Here is an 18,538-nt window from a genome sequence, read left to right as displayed (position 1 = left end):
CGTCAATGATAACCGTCGCCTGGCCGCACCTTGCCGCGGAAGACCCAGTAGGTCCAGGCCGTGTAGGCCAGCACGACGGGGATCACGAACAGCACGCCGATCAGCAGGAAGAGCTGCGAACCCGGCGCCGAGGCGGCATCCCAGATGGTGTAATCGGGCGGCACGATCACCGGCCACTTGCTGGCCACCAGCCCGAGATAGGTGAAGATGAACAAGCCCAGAGTCGCCACGAAGGGCTGCCCTTCCTGACGTTGGCGAACGGCTCGCCACAACCACAACGCACAAACCAGCGCCAGGGCGGGCAACACCCAGATCACCTCGAAGTGGTCGAACCAGCGACCGCGCACCGCGGCATCGACGAAGGGCGTCCATAGACTGATGACGGCGAACACCGCCAGCACGCCGACCAGCAGAGGTGGCGCGATGCGAAAGGCCCATGCCTGTACGTGGCCCTCGCTCTTGAGAATCAGCCAGGTGGTACCGAGCAGTGCATAGCCGATCATCAGCCCCAACCCGGTCAGCACCGTGAACGGCGTCAGCCAATCGAGAGCACCGCCCACGTAGGTGAAGTCCTCCACGGCGAAACCCTGTATATAGGCCCCGACCACGGCACCCTGGGCGAAGGCCGCCAAGGCGGAGCCCCAGCAGAAGGCGCGATTCCACCAGCGACGACTGCGCTGCGCCTTGAAGCGAAACTCGAAAGCGATGCCGCGAAAGATCAGCCCGGCCAGCATCAGGAATACGCCAATGTACAGCGCCGGCAGGAATACCGAATACACCAGGGGAAAGGCCCCGAGCAGCCCGGCACCGCCGAGCACCAGCCAGGTCTCGTTGCCGTCCCACACCGGCGCCACCGAATTCATCATCACATCGCGCGCGGTCTCATCGGGCGCGAAGGGGTAGAGAATCCCCAGCCCCAGATCGAAACCATCCATCAGCACGTACATGATCACGCCGAAACCGATGATCAATGCCCAGATGACGGAGAGATCGAAGAGCTCCATGGTTCACTCCTTCCAGGTCGGCGACGCATCGCGGTCGAAAGTGGCATGAGCCGCCGACAGCGGCCGTTTCGCATGCTCTACCGAGGCGGGTTCCGAGTCTTCAGGCAACATGCCCTGACGCACCACGCGGGTCAGGTAATACACCCCAGCCCAGAAGACCACGGCGTAGACCGCCACGTATCCCACCAGAGTGAACAGCGCCATCCCGCCGGTCAGCGAGGGAGTGACGCCTTCGGCATGAGTCATCATCTCGTAGACGAGCCACGGCGCGCGCCCCGATTCGGTGACGATCCAGCCCGCCAACACGGCAACGAAGGGTGCCACGCTCATCAGCCGCATGACCTGGAGAAAGCCGCGGTGGGTGTAGAGCCGCCCGCCCCGGCGCAGCCACAGCCCGGCCACGACGACGGCAATCATCAGCAAGCCGAGCCCGACCATCACCCGGAAAGACCAGAACACCAGCCATACCGGCGGCTGCTCCTCGGGAGAGACCTCGCTGATGCCCGGCACCTCCCCAGCGGGGTCGTGAGCGAGAATCACGCTGGCCAGACTCGGGATGCCCACTTCCAGACGATTGGTCTGCGCCTGCTGGTCGGGAATGGCGAACAGCAGCAGGGGAACATGGGAACCCCGCTCCCAGTTGCCTTCCATGGCGGCCACTTTGGTGGGCTGGTGCTCCAGGGTGTTGAGGCCGTGGAAGTCGCCCACCACGGCCTGGGCGGGTGCCAGCACCAGCAGCAGCCACAAACACATGGAAAGCGCCCGTCGATTGGCTTGCACATCGCGGCCGATCAGCAGATACCAGGCGCTCACCCCAGCCACCACGAATCCGCCGGTCAGGAACGACGCCATCACCATGTGAGCGAAGCGCCAGGGAAACGAGGGATTGAAGATAGCCGCAAACCAATCGGTGACACGGAACTGGCCATCGATCAGTACCGCTCCGGCCGGCGTCTGCATCCAGCTATTGGCGGCCAGAATCCAGAACGAGGAGATGAACGTCCCCAGCGCCACCATGAGGGCCGCGAAGAGGTGCACGCCCTGGGGGACCTTGTCCCTTCCAAACAGCAGCACGCCAAGAAAGGCAGCCTCGAGAAAGAACGCCGTGACCACTTCGTAACTGAGCATCGGCCCCAGGAAGTTGGCCGCAGCCTGGGAAAAGTGGCTCCAGTTGGTGCCGAACTGAAAGGACATGACGATGCCCGATACCACCCCCATGCCGAACACCACGGCAAACACGCGCGTCCAGAACTGCGCAAGGCGGTCCCACACCGGATTGGCGGTGCCATAGAAGAGCCCATGCAGCAGGGCAATATAGGAAGCCAGACCGATGGTGAACACCGGGAAGATGGCGTGAAAGGAAACCACGAAAGCGAACTGCAATCGCGATAGCAGCAGGGGATCCAACTCCATGACGCTTGCCTCGGAACGCAGGATGATTCAAGGCCGTCGCAAGGGATGCGTTTTCGCGCCGATGCGATTTATGCTTCGGACATCGCTCGCCGGCAGCGACATCGTGGCGCATTCCGCTTGGACACTCCGCCCGGCACGAGCCTAACCCCGACGTGGATTGCTGTTATCGCCTCTCAAAGCACTACTGGGAATAAGCTTATGCCAAGATTCCTCATCATGATACTCTTCTTGACCTTATCACGAAGCCAAAGTTTAGACGCCCCGCCGTGTCGCGTTGTCGCAGCCCCGTGCCTCAGGCCGAGGCGGAGCCGATCACCAACTGGATCATGAACACCGTATAGCCCACGAACAGTGCCAACAGTGTCAGCCCTTCCAAGCGATTGATCTGTCCCGGCCGCCCTCGCCAGCCCAGGGCGAACACGGCCATGAGCGCGGTCATGGCCGTCATCATCGTCCAGTCGCGCAGCAGCACTTCGTTGGCCACCTCGATGGGCGCAATGAGCCCCGCCACTCCCACGACCCCGAGCGTATTGAACAGGTTCGAGCCCACCACGTTACCCAGCACCAGGTCATGCTCACGACGCCGCAGGGCACTGATAGAGGAGGCCAGTTCGGGCAGCGACGTACCCACCGCCACCACCGTGAGCCCGACGATCAGATCGCTGACGCCGACCCCCTCGGCAATCGCCACGGCTCCCCATACCAGCAAGCGCGAGCTGGCGATCAGCAACACCAGACCGATCAGCGTCCAGGTCAGTCCCGCACGCAGCGACATGGGATGCGTTGCCAGGCTTTCCTCGGTTTCACCGGCCAGCGAATCCTTGCCGGCGCGGCGCGCCACGACGATGGAGTAGCCGATGAAGCCTGCCAACAGCACCAGCAACAGCACCCCCTCGCCACGTGCGATCACGCCTCCCCACATCAGCAGCGCCGAGAGCAGCGTCACCGCTCCCAGCACGGGCAGCTCGCGACGCACCACGCTGGAGTGCACCGACAGCGGTGCCAGTAAAGCCACCAGCCCCAGAATCAAACCGATGTTGGCGATGTTGGAACCATAGGCATTGCCCAGTGCCAGGCCGGGATTTCCCTGACCGGCAGCCAGGGCGGAAACCATGAGTTCCGGTGCCGAGGTACCGAAACCGATGACCAGCATGCCGATGAGCAGCGGCGACAGCCCCAGGCGCTGCGAGGTCGACGCGGCGCCATCCACGAAACGCTCGGCACTCCACACCAGCAGGACGAGTCCGGCAACGATGGCCACGGCGGGAAGGATCATGTCAGCTCCTGGTTCACATTCGCCAACGAATGTTTGTCTATGGTACGCCCGGCGTCAACATGCCACACTTTGCCCGTCGGACACGCCCGGCCCGGCAGGCGCCGTCCGGTGCCTTTCGCTCATCTTCAGGTCGTCATCGTCGGTGCCAAGGTTTCCTCTTTCCATCCCAGCGCTGCCGCCAGGTGCCACTCTGGCCGATCGCCCGCCACCCGAGGCGGACCGTGCGCGTCGACGTCTACGTGCCTGCCACCAGTGCGACTGGCTGGTCACGTTACCGCCATTGAGCCCGGGGGAGAAGGCCGACTGCCCGCGCTGCGGCCATACCCTGGTCACCCGACATCGCTATCCTGCCCAGCGCAGCATGGCGTTGGCGATATCGGCGCTGATCGCGCTGATTGCCGCCGTTACCCTGCCCTTCGTGAGCTTCACCGTCGGCGGCATCGGCAACCGAATCGAGCTGACCGAGACGGCCACCACACTGATCGGCTTTCACCAACCCATCGTCGCCATCGGCGTGATACTGACCATCGTGGTACTGCCTGCCGTCTACCTGCTCGGCGTCATCTGGCTGCAGTTCGGCCTTCTGCGCGGCTCATCCCTGCCCATGGGGCGCAGCATCGCCCGCTCGCTATCACATCTTCATCCCTGGATGATGGCGGACGTTTTCATCGTCGGCGCCCTGGTGAGCCTCATCAAGATATCCGGCATGGCCGAGCTAGAACTGGGCGTTGCCTTCTGGGCTTTCTGCATCTTCGCGGTGCTGCTGCTGGTGACCACGCAGTCCGTGGATGCCGACTGGCTGTGGTTTTCCCTCGCCGGTGAACCCCGGGCTCCCGCCGGCACTCGAACCGGAACCACGGCCGCTCCCCAGGGGCTCACTGGCTGCCCCACCTGCGGCTTGATCAACCGACTTTCCAGCGGGGGACACGGCCAGTGCCGACGCTGTGGCGAAGCGCTCCACACGCGCCATCCGCACAGTCTGCAGCGCACCTGGGCCCTGCTGGCGGCGGCCGCCGTGCTGTACGTGCCGGCCAATGTCTACCCGATCATGACCACCACCAGCCTCGGCCACGCCTCACCGTCTACCATCATCGGCGGCGTGGTGGAGCTGATCCAGATGGGCTCCTGGCCGGTGGCCACGGTCATCTTCGTCGCCAGCGTCATCGTGCCGGTCGGCAAGCTGGTGGCCCTGGCCTGGCTGTGTCTGGTGGTGGCCCGCAGCAACGAACTCAATGCCGGCGCGCGAACTCGTCTCTATCGGCTCACCGAATTCATCGGTCGCTGGTCCATGGTCGATGTCTTCGTGGTCGCCATCCTGGTGGCATTGATCCGTGCCGGCACGCTGATGTCCATCACGCCCGGACCCGCGGCACTTGCCTTCGGCGGCGTGGTTGTGTTCACCATGTTGGCTGCCATGACGTTCGATCCCCGCCTGATATGGGACTCGCCCCCTCCTGCCAGCGGCCGGCCGGCGGCAGTCCAACGTAGAGACGTGCAATGACCGAGCCTCACCACGATGCCAAGGCCAGCGACGACATGCAGCAGGCGCGCGCCACGCCTCAGGCACGCCTCTCGCCGATCTGGATCGTACCCATCGTGGCAATCCTGATCGGCCTCTGGCTGGTCTACGACAACTACCGTAGCCGCGGTCCGCAGATCACCCTGATCATGAACGATGCAGAGGGCATCGAGCCCGGCAATACGCTGATCAAGACACGCAACGTGGAAGTGGGACGCGTCGAGCAGGTACAACTGGCCGAGGACCTTTCCCACGCCGTGATCACGGCACGCATGGAACCCGACACCGAAGCCCTGCTGCGATCCGACAGCCGTTTCTGGGTGGTCAAACCGCGCATCGGCAAGGAAGGCATCAGTGGCCTGGGCACCGTGCTTTCGGGCGTCTACCTTCAGCTCGAAGCCGGCACGGCCGACGCCCAAGCCCGCGAATTCGAGGTCAGCGACCAGCCTCCGGTGGCGCCCGCCGGCGCCGCGGGCATTCGGCTCAACCTGATCAGTCAGCTGGGTAACTCACTGCGTCCCGGCGACCCCGTCACCTACCAGGGATATACCGTGGGCCGGGTGGAAGAAGCCGACTTCGACACCCAAGATCAGCGCATGCATCATCGCGTCTTCATCGAAAGCCCTTACCACGAACTGGTCACCGACAGCACACGGTTCTGGTCGGCCAGCGGCATCGATCTACGTCTCGATGCCGATGGCATCCGCGTCAACGTCGAATCCCTGGAAGCACTGCTGGGTGGCGGCATCACCTTCGGCGTGCCGGAAGAGCTGCCCCGTGGCCGCAGCGTGGAGCCCGACACGACCTTCACGCTCTATGCCGATGAAGAGAGTGCCCGCCAGGGCACGTTCAACCGCTATCTGGAATACGTGCTGCTGGTCGAGGACTCGGTGCGTGGGCTCTCGAAAGGCGCCCCCGTGGAATTTCGCGGCGTACGCATCGGCACCGTAGCCGCTGTCCCGTGGAATTTCACCGCCACGCAACCCGACTCACGCAATGGCTTCTCGATCCCCGTACTGATCCGTGTCGAGCCCCAGCGACTGGGCATCGAGAACCAGCAGGTCTAGCTGAACGAGTGGCGCGAGCGCTTCGACCGCCTCTTCACCAACGGATTGCGTGCCTCGCTGAAGAGCGGCAACCTACTGACCGGTGCGCTCTTCGTCGACGTCAATTTCCAGCGTGACCTGGCCGGCGAATACGCTTCCGAAACCTTTGCCGAACGCCAGGTCTTCCCCACCACCACTGGGGGCTTCGCGCGCATCGAGGCTCAGGTCACGACGCTGCTCGACAAGCTCAACGCTCTCGAGATCGAACCGCTGATCGCCGGCCTCGACCGCACCCTGGCCGCCTCGGAGTCCACCCTCGACGAAGTGCGCGAGGTCTCTCGTTCGCTGCAGGCATTGCTCGACGACCCACAAACGCGCAACGTGGCGGGCAACCTCAACGCCACTCTGGAAACCCTGGACGACACCCTGCAGGGCCTGTCACCGGACTCCGTCGCCTACCGCGAACTGACCGCCACGCTGACTCGCATCGAACGACTGATGCGCGACCTTCAGCCCGTCGCCCGCACGCTGAACGAGAACCCCCGCGCGCTGCTGTTCGACAGCTTGGAAGTCGACGACCCGATGCCCCGCGCACCGCGACAACCCTAGCCGGCAGCCCAAGAGGCAAACATGGTCATCACCAAGAGACGCCTAATCTGGATCGCCGCCACGCTCGCCTTGATCGGACTGGGTGGCTGCGCCAGCTCGACCCCTCCCGCTCAACGCTATGCCTTGCCGGCCACACCGGCCCAAGGAGGGGCTCCGCCCGAGTCGCCGTCCCGCGTGATCCAGGTGGCCCTCCCGCGCGTGGCCCGCTACCTGGACACCGAAGGGATCGTTCTGCAGCTCGATGACATCACGCTCAACGAGGCGCGCCAACACGTCTGGGCCGAGCCGCTTCCGCAGCAGCTGCGCCGCACTCTCCAGGCGCGACTGGCCGTCACTCTTCCGGATACCCGGTTGCTGCGCAACGACGCGCCCCCGCCCGATGACGCCCTCACGCTGCACCTCGATGTCGACCGCTTTCAAGGCTTTCCTGACGGCACCGCGCGTAGCGAAGGTCAGTGGCAACTGCGTGACGCCAATGGCCAGCCACTGATCGTCGACGATTTCCGCGCCTCCACCGAACTCGCCGCTGACGGCTATCCGGCGCTGGTCCGTGCCCTGGGGGAGAGCTGGAACCGGGTCGCCGACCAGATCGGCCAGAGAATTCGCGACCGACACTGAGCAACGAGACCGTGGCAGCCATCTGCTGCATTGCATTGGAGGTTATGGCATACTGCGTTCAGCGGCACTGCATGGTCCCTCCTGCCGCATCCAATTCCGACTTTTCTCACGCCCCGGTCCGGGACTGACCGTGCAAACCCTTGCATGGCATGGCCGAGACGTTTCCCGGAGAACGCATGACCTTTTCCGATCTCGGCCTGCGGGCCGAATTGCTGAGTGCCGTCGAGGCACAGGGCTATACCACGCCGACCCCGATCCAGCGACAAGCCATTCCCGCCGTCCTCAAAGGCGGCGACCTACTGGCCAGTGCCCAGACCGGCACCGGCAAGACCGCCGGCTTCACCCTGCCGATGCTGCAGCGCCTGGCCGACGGTCGCCGCCCGGCGAAACGCCAGGTACGAGCCCTGGTACTGACCCCGACCCGCGAGTTGGCCGCCCAGGTCGGTGAAAGCGTCTCCGACTACGGTCGCCACCTGACCCTGACCAGCCACGTGATCTTCGGCGGCGTGGGTCAGCAGCCCCAGGTGGATGCTCTCCGCTCCGGGCTAGACGTCCTGGTGGCCACCCCGGGCCGCCTGCTCGACCTGCAACAGCAGGGCCACGTCGATCTGTCGGCGGTGGAAATCCTGGTGCTCGACGAAGCCGACCGCATGCTCGACATGGGGTTCATCCATGACATCAAGAAAGTGCTGCGTCTGCTCCCTGGCAAGCGCCAGAACCTGCTCTTCTCGGCGACCTTTTCCAACGAGATCCAAGCTCTCGCCGGCAAGCTGCTGAACGCCCCCGAAACCATCGAAGTCGCGCGTCGCAACACCACCGCCGAATCCATCGACCAAGCCGTGTACCGCGTCGACCGTGAGCGCAAGCGCGACCTGCTCGCCCACTTGATCACCCACCATCAGTGGTATCAGGTGCTGGTGTTCACACGCACCAAGCACGGCGCCAACCGCCTGGCCGAGCAGCTCTCGAAGCAGGACATTCCGGCCATGGCGATTCATGGCAACAAAAGCCAATCGGCGCGCACACGGGCACTGGCCGCCTTCAAGGGCGGGGAGCTTCAGGTACTGGTGGCCACCGATATCGCCGCCCGTGGCCTCGACATCAGCGAGCTGCCTCACGTGGTCAACTTCGAGTTGCCCAACGTCGCCGAGGATTACGTCCACCGCATCGGGCGTACCGGCCGGGCGGGCAGCGACGGCCAGGCCGTCTCGCTGGTGTGCGTCGACGAGCACGGCTTGCTGCGCGGTATCGAGCGGCTGATCAAGCGCGACCTGGAAAAACGCATCGAACCGGGATTCGAACCCGACCCCAACGCCAAACCGGAACCCATCGAAAACGGCCGACGCAACGGCGGCGGCCGAGGTCAGCCGCGCAAACCCCGAGCGTCCGGCGACCGGCAGGGCCCCACTTCGCGTCAGGGAGAGAACGCCAACCAGGCGCCGCGGCGGCGTCGCGGCACGCGTTCCCGCCAAGCCTGAGCCGATGCATGGCACACGGCGAAAAAGTGTGCCAATGTAAGCCTCCCTTTTCCCTTAACCACAGGAGAATGGCGCAGCGATGAGCGGATACCGGCACCCCCACAATCGGACCCTATCGCCATGCTGAAGTGGTTGACCGGCAAGAAAAGCGTGTCGGTCTGGGTCATCAAGCAGATCGACGATGGCCTGCTTCACTTGTGCGGTCAGGGCCGCATCGAAGCCAGAGAGAAACGCCGCAAGGTGCTGACGCAGATCGCGTCCGGTCGCTTCGAGGGAGCCGTCAGCATGGTCAGCAACGGTCTGGTTCTCAATGCCAGACAGTTTGCCGCGCTGATCCCCCTCGAAGCGCTCACCGTGGACTCCCACGGCAAGGCTCACTGGCAGGGCCGCATCTGGGATCTGGCCCAGGTCCCGCAACGCTGCTGGACCTACGAAGGCCGGCTCACCGTGCAGCGCCAGGTGCAGGGTGGGCAGGCCGTACTCTTGAGCAGCGAAGACGTCTCGGACATTCGCCGCCAGGCACGTTCCAACCACGATCCGGGCGTCGTCAAGTTCGGTGTCTACGGTGCCGAAGAGCATCCGATGCTGACGCCCAAGGAAGGCGATGCTCGCTCGCCGCATTCCCATTCCAACCGGTCAAGGGAGTGGCCAGGTGACGACGACGAGCCGTAGCGAACAACGCCAGCACGTCGCGCTCTTTCTGGTGCTGATGATTCTGGTGGGGCTCAATCTTCGCCCCGCTCTCTCTTCGCTGGCACCGCTGCTGGTACGCATCCAGACGACAACGGGGCTTTCGGCACTGGCCATCGGCGCACTCACCACGCTGCCGGTACTCTGCCTGGGCCTGTTCGCTCCGCTGGCTCCCTGGCTCAGCAAACGCCTGGGTGTCGAACGGACTCTCGGCTTCGCGCTGGGGGTGCTGGCCATCGGCCTGGTTCTGCGCGGACTGCCTCCCGACTCTCTGCTGTTTCTCGGCACCCTGCTGGTGGGCGCGGCCATCGGCGTTGCCGGCACCCTGCTGCCGGCACTGGTCAAGCGCGAGATCCCGGCGGGCGCCGACCTGATGACCGGCGTCTACACCATGGCGCTATGCCTGGGCGGCGCCCTGGGTGCGGGGCTGAGCATTCCCCTGACCGAGTGGTTCGGCAGCTGGCGACTCGGACTGATCAGTTGGGCAGTACTGGCCATATCGGCCATGCTCGCCTGGCAGCGTTTCATGCCGCGCCGTCGCGTGCCTCCTCCGACTCCCGGCGGCGGTTCGCTGCGCGACATGCTCGGCCAACCATTGGCCTGGCAGGTGATGCTGCTGATGGGCACTCAGTCATCGATCGCCTACATCGTCTTCGGCTGGCTACCGACTCTGCTCCAGGCCCGCGGCTACTCGGACGTACAGGCCGGCTGGATGATGGGCGCGTCGGTGATGGTGCAACTGATTTCGGCATTGGGCGCGCCCTGGCTCGCCCGCCTGAGCCGCGACCAGCGCCCGGCCCTGCTGGCGGTGCTCGGCTGCGTGGCCTGCGGCCTGTGGCTGCTGCTGCTCGGCCCGGCAACCTGGCGCTGGGTCGGCGTCATCCTGCTCGGCCTGGGTCAGGGCGGCAGCTTCAGTCTCGCGCTCACCCTCATCGTGCTGCGCACGGCCAACTCACGCCTGGCGGGCAAGCTTTCCGGCCTGGCCCAGGGCGGCGGCTACACCCTGGCCGCCATGGGACCGCTCGGCATCGGCATCCTGCTCGAATTCGAGGCCACCCTGCCCACGCTGACCGCGGTGCTGCTGGCAATCGTCGCCATTGCCTCCGGCCTCGCACTGCTTGCCGGACGCAATCGCCGCCTCGACGTCGACGAGCGAGGACGTCTGATCACCCGCTGAATGCATTCCACCAGCGGGGCGCCAGACGTCGGTCAACCCCGACCGCCAAGGGGTGATATCATCGGCTCATCCCCTGCCGACTGGAGCCGTCATGCCTTCGTCCACGTCCTTCGAGCGTCCCGTGCTGATACTCTACGTGGGCGGCACCATCGGCATGGTCGAAACGTCGCGCGGCCTGGCCCCCGGCGCCGACTTCTCGCACCGACTGCGCACCGCCCTGGCCACGCTATCCCCGGCTTGCCTGGCCAGCCTGCCCGACTTCGTGGTTCGCGAGAGCGCTCATCCCATCGATTCCAGCAGCGCCACGCCCCACGACTGGCAGCGCCTGGGCAGCGAAATCGCCGCAGCCCTGCCCGAACATGCCGGCGTAGTGGTACTGCACGGCACCGACACCCTGACCTGGAGCGCCTCGAGTCTCGCCTTCCAGTTGCAGGGGCTCGACCGCCCGGTGGTAGTGACCGGTGCCATGCATCCGCTGGGTATGGACGGCAGCGACGCTCTCCACAACGTCGCGCTGGCGTTGCGTTTCGCCGCCAAGCCGGCACTGCAGGAAGTCGCCGTGGCCTTCGGCGGCCGACTACTGCGCGGCGTGCGCAGTCGCAAGATGGCCGGCCGGGAGGCGTTCGCCTCTCCCCACTACCCGCTGCTCGGCGAGCAGATCGGCGACGACGCGGTTCTCTTCCCAACCCAGGGGCCCTCCACGCTGCCGCCCGACGCTGGCCGCTTCGAGCTGGCCGACTATGCTGCTGCGGCAGCCGGCAGCGTGGTGCGAATCGCGCTGTGGCCGGGCATTCAACCCTGGCACGTCGCAGCCTGGTTGGACGACCGACGCGTGCAGGGCGCCCTGCTCGAGGTATGGGGCGGCGGCAACGCACCGGAAGAACCACGACTGCTCGACGCTCTCGCCCGGGCCAGCAACGACGGCAAACTACTGGCCGCGATCAGCCAGTGCCCAGCCGGCAGTGTGGCCCTGGGGCGCTATGCAGCGGGCATGGGGCTCGCCGAAGCGGGGGTGCTCTCGGGCGACGCCATGACCCCAGAAGCCGCCTACACCAAGCTCGTTCACCTGCTGGCCATGCCATTGGACGATGGCGAGCGCCGTCGACGCTTTCTCACCTCCTTGGCCGGTGAGCGTTGACGCCATGTAAGCGTCTAACGCATCGAAGCACGCCGTCGCCGCACCGAACGTCTAGGGTGAAGACGACACCCAATCCAGGAGATCACCCATGGAACATCCCGTACACCCCTTCACCGAGCTCTTTCAACAACTGGGCCTGCCCGCCGACGACACCTCCATCAAGGCCTTCATCGAACGCCATGCACCGCTGCCGAAGGAGATCCCCTTGCATGAGGCTCCTTTCTGGAACGACGCTCAGTCCGAGTTCCTCCATGAAGCGCTGGACGATGACGCCGACTGGGCAGAGGTGGTGGACCACCTCGACGCGTCGTTGAGAAAGGGTTGAGCATGACCTGGCTAAACCATGGAAGGAGTGACACCGCCCGCCAATTCGCTATGATAGGAGATTAAACCGAGCGTTTTACTCAGGAGTCGTCATGACGCTGGACAGGACGTCTGCCCCAATTCCCGGTGAAGCGCCACCGCATACGACTCCCCCTCTCGACCAGGCGATGTACGACGTCAAGCACGGCGGTCGCAATGGCGTCAGCCATTACCGTCGATGAGTCGGTTCATCGGAACTCTCCAGGCTTCGGTCGAAGAAGCGCCGTGCCCCCGCCCCTATCAGCAGTAGCACGGCCAACGCGACTAGCGGTGCCAACAATTCGGGAGTCAGGATACGCTTGCGTTCTGCCGCGGATAGGGTGTGATAAATGGCGTTCGCATACACGGCCCACTTGACTCCCAGCCCCACGACGACGGCAATGATGAAGCCACGCAACGGCAGCTGACGCAAGCCGGCGGCATAGTTGATCACGGCATGGGGAAAACCGGGCAACACACGCAGCGCACACTGGGTCAAGACATCGCAACGCGTCTCCAGCAAGTGCGCCACGCGCCGGGTCAACCGTCCTGGCCGCCAGTTCAAGCCGACCCGCCTGGCGAGCGCGTATCCCCCCAGCGCACCACCAAGACTACCTACGATCAGCATGGGCACCGCCACGGATGGCGGGTAGAACGGAGCAATCAGCCATAACCCAATGCTGGCAGGCAAACCCAAGGTCAAGGTCGCCGCCATGATCAACATGACACCCAGGATGGTCACGGGATGATGCGAGGTCTGTTCCGCCCAACGCTGTACATCGGCCAAGTCTGGCGAATACCAGACCCACAGGTAAGTCCCCATCACCATTGCCGCTGCAACGGCAACTCCGCGCCGATAGATCGAGCCTTTCACAGTCTGGCCTCCACCCGTTCGAGGATCTGCCGGCTGACCTTGCCGACCAGCGGCCTGGCAGCGCGGGTGACGGCCTTCTCCAACAGGCGGTTGCGGATGGCATAAGTGAGGGTGAAAGCCACCTGGGTTCCTTCCTCGACCGGGGTCAGCCGATAGCAGCCCTGATTGTGCACCCCTTCCAACGACTCCCAGGCAAGCACCTCCGGCGGCCGACACTCGGTGATGGCCACGTCGAAGGTCCAGTCCATGCCCACCGCATGGACGTACCACCGGTACCGGGCATCGCCCAGCGAATCGATGGCCTGAATCAGGTCGGAATAGTCCACGAAGTCCTCGACCCGCTCCAGCAGGGCGAACACGCGCTCCGGTGGCGCCTTGAGAATGGCGCTGTGTTCGATGGTAGCCATGTCTCGCGTTTCGCTCTCCGTGGCCGCTGGCAACCCGCTACGCCGGACAGCTTGGCACAGCCCGCCCTGAAACGACAACGCCGCCCCATGGCGGGGCGGCGTTGACGGACTTCGCACTCCGGCCTTGCCGGGGCGTTGGATCAGTCCTGACCCATTTGCTGCTTGATCAGGTCGCCGATGGTGGTCGGGCCACCGCCATCGACGTCCTGCTCGCGCAGTTTCTTCAGGTTCTGACGCGTATCGTCCTGCTCCTTGGCCTTGATGGAGAGGTTGATCTGACGATTCTTGCGATCGACGCCGACGATGCGGGCCTCGACGCTGTCGCCTTCGCTCAGCACGTTGCGGGCATCCTCAACGCGGTCGGCGCTGATCTCGGAAGCCTTGAGCACGGCGATCACATCGGTAGCCAGCTCGACCTGGGCCTCCTTGGCATCGACCTCGATCACGCGGCCGGTGACGATGGAGCCCTTGTCGTTGACGGCCAGGTACTCGGCGACGGGATCGGTATCGAGCTGCTTGATGCCCAGCGAGATACGCTCACGCTCCGGATCGATGGAGAGAATGACGGCTTCCGCCTCATCGCCCTTCTTGTAGCGACGCACGGCTTCTTCGCCGGTCTCGGTCCAGGAGAGGTCGGAGAGGTGGACCAGACCGTCGATGCCGCCTTCCAGACCGATGAAGATGCCGAAATCGGTGATCGACTTGATGGTGCCGGAAACGCGATCGCCCTTGTTGTACGTGGCGCTGAAGGTTTCCCAGGGGTTCGGGGTGCACTGCTTGAGACCCAGGGAGATGCGGCGGCGCTCTTCGTCGATGTCGAGCACCATGACTTCCACATCGTCGCCGATCTGCACGACCTTGGAGGGATGGATGTTCTTGTTGGTCCAGTCCATCTCGGAGACGTGAACCAAGCCCTCGACACCCTCTTCCAGCTCGGCAAAGCAGCCGTAGTCGGTGAGGTTGGTGACCTGGGCCGTGACCACGGTGCCCTCGGGGTAGCGATCCTTGATGTTGACCCACGGATCCTCACCGAGCTGCTTGAGGCCCAGCGATACGCGGTTGCGCTCGCGGTCGAACTTCAGCACCTTGACGGTGATCTCGTCGCCCACGGCAACGATCTCGCTGGGATGCTTGATACGCTTCCAGGCCATATCGGTGATGTGCAGCAGGCCATCGACGCCGCCCAGGTCGACGAAGGCGCCGTAATCGGTGAGGTTCTTGACGATCCCCACGATCTGCTGACCTTCCTGCAGGGTGGCGAGCAGCGCTTCACGCTCGGCGCTGTTCTCGGCCTCGAGCACGGCCCGACGCGACACCACCACGTTGTTGCGCTTGGGGTCGAGCTTGATGACCTTGAAGTCGAGTTCCTTGTTCTCGAGGTGCGTGGTGTCGCGCACCGGGCGCACATCGACCAGCGAACCGGGCAGGAATGCACGAATCGAGTCGACATCGACGGTGAAACCACCCTTGACCTTGCCGTTGATCACGCCCTTGACGATCTCTTCCTTCTCGAAGGCGGCTTCCAGCACTTTCCAGGCCTCAGCGCGCTTGGCCTTCTCGCGGGACAGGCGTGTCGCGCCGAAACCGTCCTCGACGGCTTCCAGGGCGACCTTGACTTCGTCGCCGACGGCGATGGTCAACTCGCCGTTTTCATCGCGGAACTGCGCCGCGGGGATCTGACCCTCGGACTTCAGGCCGGCATTGACGGTGACCCAGTCACCATCGATGTCGACGACGGACGCCATGACGATGGCGCCCGGCTCCATGTTGATGTCCTGAAGTGACTGCTCGAAAAGTTCAGCAAAGCTTTCGCTCATGATTTTCCTACGTGATCAACGGTTAGAGGCGTCGCCGCCTTCTCCGCACCACCAGCGAGTGCGGGCCTAATTCACCAAGCCCCCGGGGATGTTGACGCTGGTTCGACCTGACCGAGCTTCCCTGTGTGGCTCGATCAGCTCATGACATCCGTACGGGAGCGCCGCAAGGGAGTTCAGGTGGCGGAAGTCAGACCGCGTTCGGTCAGCCACTCCGTCAGCCGATCCACCACTTCCGGTATCGTCAGGCGCGTGGTGTCAAGCGTGATGGCGTCATCGGCCGGCTTGAGCGGAGCCACGCTGCGTTGCATGTCGCGAGCATCGCGTGCCTGAATCTCCTTCAAAAGACTCGATAGACTAGCATCCACACCCGATTCCTGCAACTGAAGGTAACGCCGTCGCGCCCGCTCCTCGGCACTCGCGGTGAGAAACACCTTGAGCGGCGCATCCGCGAACACCACGGTACCCATGTCGCGGCCATCGGCCACCAGGCCGGGCGGCTTGCGGAAGTCTCTCTGGCGCTGGAGCAGCGCTTCGCGCACCGCCGGCACGGCAGCCACCTGAGAGGCGGCGTCCCCGGTTCGCTCCGTACGGATATCCCGGCTCACGTCGTCGCCTTCGAGCAATACCCGGGTCGCTTCGTCCTCGGCGAGAAAGGCGACGTCGAGATGACGCGCCAGTTCGGCCAACGCTTCGGCATCGTCGAGCTCCGTACCGTGACGCAGCGCGGCCAGAGCCGCGAGTCGATACAGGGCGCCGCTGTCCAGCAGGTGCCAGCCCAAGCGCTCGGCGATCAGGCGACTGATGGTGCCCTTGCCGGCGCCTCCGGGGCCGTCGAGGGTGACGACGGGAACGCTCTCGCTCATCCTTCTTCCTCATCGTTCTGCGATATCGTCAGGCCGACCTGCGCCGCCAGCTCCACGAAACCGGGGAACGACGTCGCCACGTTGGCGCAGTCGTCGATGACGATGGCGTCGCTGGCACGCAGCGCCGCTACCGCGAACGCCATAGCGATGCGGTGGTCGCCGAGACTGTCGACGCGTCCGCCGCCATAGCTGGCCGCCTCCCGCGTTGCGCTACCCAGGATGTCGATACCATCCGGCAGCAGCTCGTGTTCGACCCCGATGGCAGCCAGGCCATCGGCCATGGCCTGCAAGCGGTCGGACTCCTTCACGCGCAGTTCTTCGGCCCCTCTGAGCCGAGTGGTTCCTTCGGCATTCGCCGCCGCAACGAACAGCGCCGGGAACTCGTCGATGGCCAACGGTACCTGATCCGCGGGAATGTCGATGCCGTGCAGCGGCGCGTAGCGCACGTGCAGGTCGGCCACCGGCTCGCCGCCCACCTCGCGCTCGTTCTCCAGGCGCAGGTCGGCACCCATGGCCTGCAGAATGTTGATCACCCCGATTCGCGTGGGATTGATGCCGACGTGCTCGAGAACGAGATCCGATCCCGGCGTGATCGCCGCCGCCACCAGGAAAAACGCCGCCGAGGAAATATCGCTGGGCACGTCGATGGGCGCCGCAGTGAGCTTGCCGCCCCCCTGTAGCCAGCAGGTGTCGCCCTCGCGATGCACGCGATAACCGAAACCGGCGAGCATGCGCTCGGTGTGATCGCGCGTCGGCGCCGGTTCGCGCACCCGCGTTTCACCCTCGGCGTAGAGGCCGGCGAGCAGCAGGCAAGATTTCACCTGGGCACTGGCCATGGGCATGTCGTAATCGATGCCGCGCAGCCGGCGACCACCCTTGATCCTGAGCGGAGGACGCCCGCCCTCGGCGGTGTCGATCTCGGCTCCCATCTCCCGCAGGGGGTCGGCCACCCGGCCCATGGGGCGCTTGGTCAGCGAGACATCGCCGGTGAGCTCGGTATCGAAGGCTTGGCCGGCCAACAGCCCGGCAAACAGGCGCATTGCCGTACCGGCGTTACCCACGTAAAGCGGTCCGCTGGGCGCCTGGAGGCCGTGCATGCCCACGCCGTGCACGGTCACCCGCCCCTGGTGCGGCCCCTCGATGGCCACGCCCATCTCGCGAAAGGCTTGCAGGGTGGCCAGGCTGTCTTCCCCTTCGAGGAAGCCCTTGATCTCGGTGACGCCCTCGGCGAGCGCGCCGAGCATGATGGAGCGGTGGGAAATCGACTTGTCGCCGGGCACGCGGATGCGCCCGACGACATGGCCACCGGGCGCAGCCCTGAAGGTCAGTTTGCCTTGCTGTTGCATCTGGTATTCCGCCTGATAACTGCTCTGGTTGAGCAGGGATTCGAAGTAATGGCGCGCGTGGCTGGCACGGTCGAAGGTAGCCAGCAGGCCATCGCCGTCGCCTTGTTCCACTGCATGGCGCAACCGCGCCACGCCGGCCTCGAAGTCATCCAGCGAAGCGAGCACGGCGTCGCGGTTGGCGAGGAAGATGTCGCGCCACATCACCGGGTCGCTGCCGGCGATGCGAGTGAAGTCGCGAAAGCCGCCAGCGGCATAGCGAAAGATGTCGAGCCGTTCGTCCTGTCTCGCCAGCGTATCGACCAGCGAGAAGGCGAGCAGATGCGGCAGGTGGCTGGTCCTGGCCAACACCTGGTCGTGACGTTCGACCGTCATCTCCAGCACGTCGGCCCCGCACGTCGCCCACAGTCGGCGAACTCGCGCCACGGCAGCCGGGTCGGTATTCGCCGTGGGCGTGAGAATCACCTTGTGACGTACGTAGAGCTCGGCGTTCGCCGCTGCCACGCCGCTCTTCTCCGAACCGGCAATGGGGTGGCCCAGCACCAGGTTGGCGGGCAGCTCCCCGAACACGCGCATGGCTGCCTCGCGGATGGCGGCCTTGGTGCTGCCCACGTCAGTGACGACCACGTCGGCGGCGGCCTGGGGCAAGGCCTCGGCCAGCTCGGCCATCACCGACTCCATCGCCAACACCGGCACCGCCAGAACCACCAGCGAAGCGTCTTCGACCAGCGGTGCCAACTGCGTATCGCCGCGATCGATCAACCCCATCTCGATACCGCAGGCGACCTCGCGGGCATCCGGGTCGCAGGCCACTATCTCGCCACGATGTCCACTGGCCCGCAGTGCCGCCGCCAGCGAGCCCCCGATCAGCCCCAGACCAACGATCAGCAGGCGCGCTTCGCTCACTTCACGGGACGTCATGGG

The 18,538-nt window shown here is 65.0% G+C and carries 15 protein-coding genes and 1 pseudogene; 8 read left to right on the top strand and 8 right to left on the bottom strand.

The features are described from left to right. Positions 1 to 2: 2 nt before the first annotated feature. The 3 genes from cydB to GFD32_RS05905 all read right to left on the bottom strand — a co-directional run bounded on the left by cydB (position 3) and on the right by GFD32_RS05905 (position 3,693). Positions 3 to 1,004, bottom strand: coding sequence for a cytochrome d ubiquinol oxidase subunit II (gene cydB / locus GFD32_RS05915; RefSeq protein WP_163575639.1), 1,002 nt, complete (start codon positions 1,002 to 1,004; stop codon positions 3 to 5). 3 nt (positions 1,005 to 1,007) lie between these two features. Continuing rightward, entirely contained in the window at positions 1,008 to 2,417 is a 1,410-nt protein-coding gene (locus tag GFD32_RS05910) for a cytochrome ubiquinol oxidase subunit I (protein WP_163575638.1), read from the bottom strand. A gap of 292 nt (positions 2,418 to 2,709) precedes the next feature. Next, positions 2,710 to 3,693: a calcium/sodium antiporter gene (locus tag GFD32_RS05905; RefSeq protein ID WP_163575637.1), complete on the bottom strand. Its 984-nt coding sequence runs from the start codon at positions 3,691 to 3,693 to the stop codon at positions 2,710 to 2,712. Positions 3,694 to 3,835: 142 nt separating this feature from the next. Between GFD32_RS05905 and GFD32_RS05900 the strand changes: the two genes are divergently transcribed. From GFD32_RS05900 to GFD32_RS05865, 8 genes and pseudogenes are all read left to right on the top strand, one after another. Next, a complete protein-coding gene (locus tag GFD32_RS05900; protein ID WP_407081072.1) occupies positions 3,836 to 5,194 on the top strand; it encodes a PqiA/YebS family transporter subunit in 1,359 nt (452 codons plus the stop codon). Between the two features lie 35 nt (positions 5,195 to 5,229). Beyond that, positions 5,230 to 6,867, top strand: a pseudogene (pqiB, locus tag GFD32_RS05895) (intermembrane transport protein PqiB). Positions 6,868 to 6,888: 21 nt separating this feature from the next. Next, positions 6,889 to 7,485: a PqiC family protein gene (locus GFD32_RS05890; RefSeq protein ID WP_163575635.1), complete on the top strand. Its 597-nt coding sequence runs from the start codon at positions 6,889 to 6,891 to the stop codon at positions 7,483 to 7,485. 176 nt (positions 7,486 to 7,661) lie between these two features. Then, on the top strand, positions 7,662 to 8,963 hold the full coding sequence (locus GFD32_RS05885) for a DEAD/DEAH box helicase (RefSeq protein WP_163575634.1): 1,302 nt from the start codon (positions 7,662 to 7,664) through the stop codon (positions 8,961 to 8,963). A 120-nt stretch (positions 8,964 to 9,083) separates the two neighbouring features. Next, positions 9,084 to 9,635 (top strand): hypothetical protein, encoded by a 552-nt coding sequence (locus GFD32_RS05880; RefSeq protein WP_163575633.1) that lies wholly within the window; start codon positions 9,084 to 9,086, stop codon positions 9,633 to 9,635. A gap of 37 nt (positions 9,636 to 9,672) precedes the next feature. Then, the gene (locus GFD32_RS05875) at positions 9,673 to 10,830 is read left to right on the top strand and encodes an MFS transporter (RefSeq protein WP_163576059.1); all 1,158 of its coding nucleotides are present in this window, start codon (positions 9,673 to 9,675) and stop codon (positions 10,828 to 10,830) included. A gap of 91 nt (positions 10,831 to 10,921) precedes the next feature. Continuing rightward, positions 10,922 to 11,968 carry an asparaginase gene (locus GFD32_RS05870; RefSeq protein WP_163575632.1) on the top strand — a complete coding sequence of 349 codons (1,047 nt, stop codon included), beginning with the start codon at positions 10,922 to 10,924 and terminating at the stop codon, positions 11,966 to 11,968. 88 nt (positions 11,969 to 12,056) lie between these two features. Next, entirely contained in the window at positions 12,057 to 12,293 is a 237-nt protein-coding gene (locus GFD32_RS05865) for a DUF2789 domain-containing protein (RefSeq protein ID WP_163575631.1), read from the top strand. Between the two features lie 207 nt (positions 12,294 to 12,500). On the opposite strand, the gene GFD32_RS05860 is transcribed toward GFD32_RS05865, so the two are convergent. From GFD32_RS05860 to GFD32_RS05840, 5 genes are all read right to left on the bottom strand, one after another. Continuing rightward, positions 12,501 to 13,184, bottom strand: a complete 684-nt coding sequence (locus GFD32_RS05860; protein ID WP_240455558.1) for a TVP38/TMEM64 family protein — start codon at positions 13,182 to 13,184, stop codon at positions 12,501 to 12,503. Next, positions 13,181 to 13,591, bottom strand: a complete 411-nt coding sequence (locus tag GFD32_RS05855) for an SRPBCC family protein (RefSeq protein WP_163575630.1) — start codon at positions 13,589 to 13,591, stop codon at positions 13,181 to 13,183. The genes GFD32_RS05860 and GFD32_RS05855 overlap by 4 nt, the downstream gene beginning before the upstream one ends. Positions 13,592 to 13,731: 140 nt before the next feature. Further along, the gene (gene rpsA / locus GFD32_RS05850) at positions 13,732 to 15,408 is read right to left on the bottom strand and encodes a 30S ribosomal protein S1 (RefSeq protein WP_163575629.1); all 1,677 of its coding nucleotides are present in this window, start codon (positions 15,406 to 15,408) and stop codon (positions 13,732 to 13,734) included. Positions 15,409 to 15,581: 173 nt separating this feature from the next. After that, positions 15,582 to 16,271 (bottom strand): (d)CMP kinase, encoded by a 690-nt coding sequence (gene cmk / locus GFD32_RS05845; protein ID WP_163575628.1) that lies wholly within the window; start codon positions 16,269 to 16,271, stop codon positions 15,582 to 15,584. Further along, positions 16,268 to 18,535 carry a bifunctional prephenate dehydrogenase/3-phosphoshikimate 1-carboxyvinyltransferase gene (locus GFD32_RS05840; protein ID WP_163575627.1) on the bottom strand — a complete coding sequence of 756 codons (2,268 nt, stop codon included), beginning with the start codon at positions 18,533 to 18,535 and terminating at the stop codon, positions 16,268 to 16,270. The genes cmk and GFD32_RS05840 overlap by 4 nt, the downstream gene beginning before the upstream one ends. Between the last annotated feature and the right edge of the window lie 3 nt (positions 18,536 to 18,538).

Origin of the sequence: Halomonas faecis (assembly GCF_010993975.1) — a bacterium.
Lineage (GTDB): Bacteria > Pseudomonadota > Gammaproteobacteria > Pseudomonadales > Halomonadaceae > Halomonas > Halomonas faecis.
This window is presented reverse-complemented; position numbering and strand designations above follow the sequence as displayed.

Excerpts from the sequence above, each read along its gene's own strand:
- GFD32_RS05855 (WP_163575630.1), bottom strand. The coding sequence starts at position 13,591 with ATGGCTACCATCGAACACAGCGCCATTCTCAAGGCGCCACCGGAGCGC.
- GFD32_RS05890 (WP_163575635.1), top strand. The coding sequence starts at position 6,889 with ATGGTCATCACCAAGAGACGCCTAATCTGGATCGCCGCCACGCTCGCC.
- GFD32_RS05910 (WP_163575638.1), bottom strand. The coding sequence starts at position 2,417 with ATGGAGTTGGATCCCCTGCTGCTATCGCGATTGCAGTTCGCTTTCGTG.
- rpsA (WP_163575629.1), bottom strand. The coding sequence starts at position 15,408 with ATGAGCGAAAGCTTTGCTGAACTTTTCGAGCAGTCACTTCAGGACATC.
- GFD32_RS05905 (WP_163575637.1), bottom strand. The coding sequence starts at position 3,693 with ATGATCCTTCCCGCCGTGGCCATCGTTGCCGGACTCGTCCTGCTGGTG.
- cydB (WP_163575639.1), bottom strand. The coding sequence starts at position 1,004 with ATGGAGCTCTTCGATCTCTCCGTCATCTGGGCATTGATCATCGGTTTC.
- GFD32_RS05885 (WP_163575634.1), top strand. The coding sequence starts at position 7,662 with ATGACCTTTTCCGATCTCGGCCTGCGGGCCGAATTGCTGAGTGCCGTC.
- GFD32_RS05875 (WP_163576059.1), top strand. The coding sequence starts at position 9,673 with ATGATTCTGGTGGGGCTCAATCTTCGCCCCGCTCTCTCTTCGCTGGCA.
- GFD32_RS05870 (WP_163575632.1), top strand. The coding sequence starts at position 10,922 with ATGCCTTCGTCCACGTCCTTCGAGCGTCCCGTGCTGATACTCTACGTG.
- GFD32_RS05865 (WP_163575631.1), top strand. The coding sequence starts at position 12,057 with ATGGAACATCCCGTACACCCCTTCACCGAGCTCTTTCAACAACTGGGC.
- GFD32_RS05880 (WP_163575633.1), top strand. The coding sequence starts at position 9,084 with ATGCTGAAGTGGTTGACCGGCAAGAAAAGCGTGTCGGTCTGGGTCATC.
- cmk (WP_163575628.1), bottom strand. The coding sequence starts at position 16,271 with ATGAGCGAGAGCGTTCCCGTCGTCACCCTCGACGGCCCCGGAGGCGCC.
- GFD32_RS05840 (WP_163575627.1), bottom strand. The coding sequence starts at position 18,535 with ATGACGTCCCGTGAAGTGAGCGAAGCGCGCCTGCTGATCGTTGGTCTG.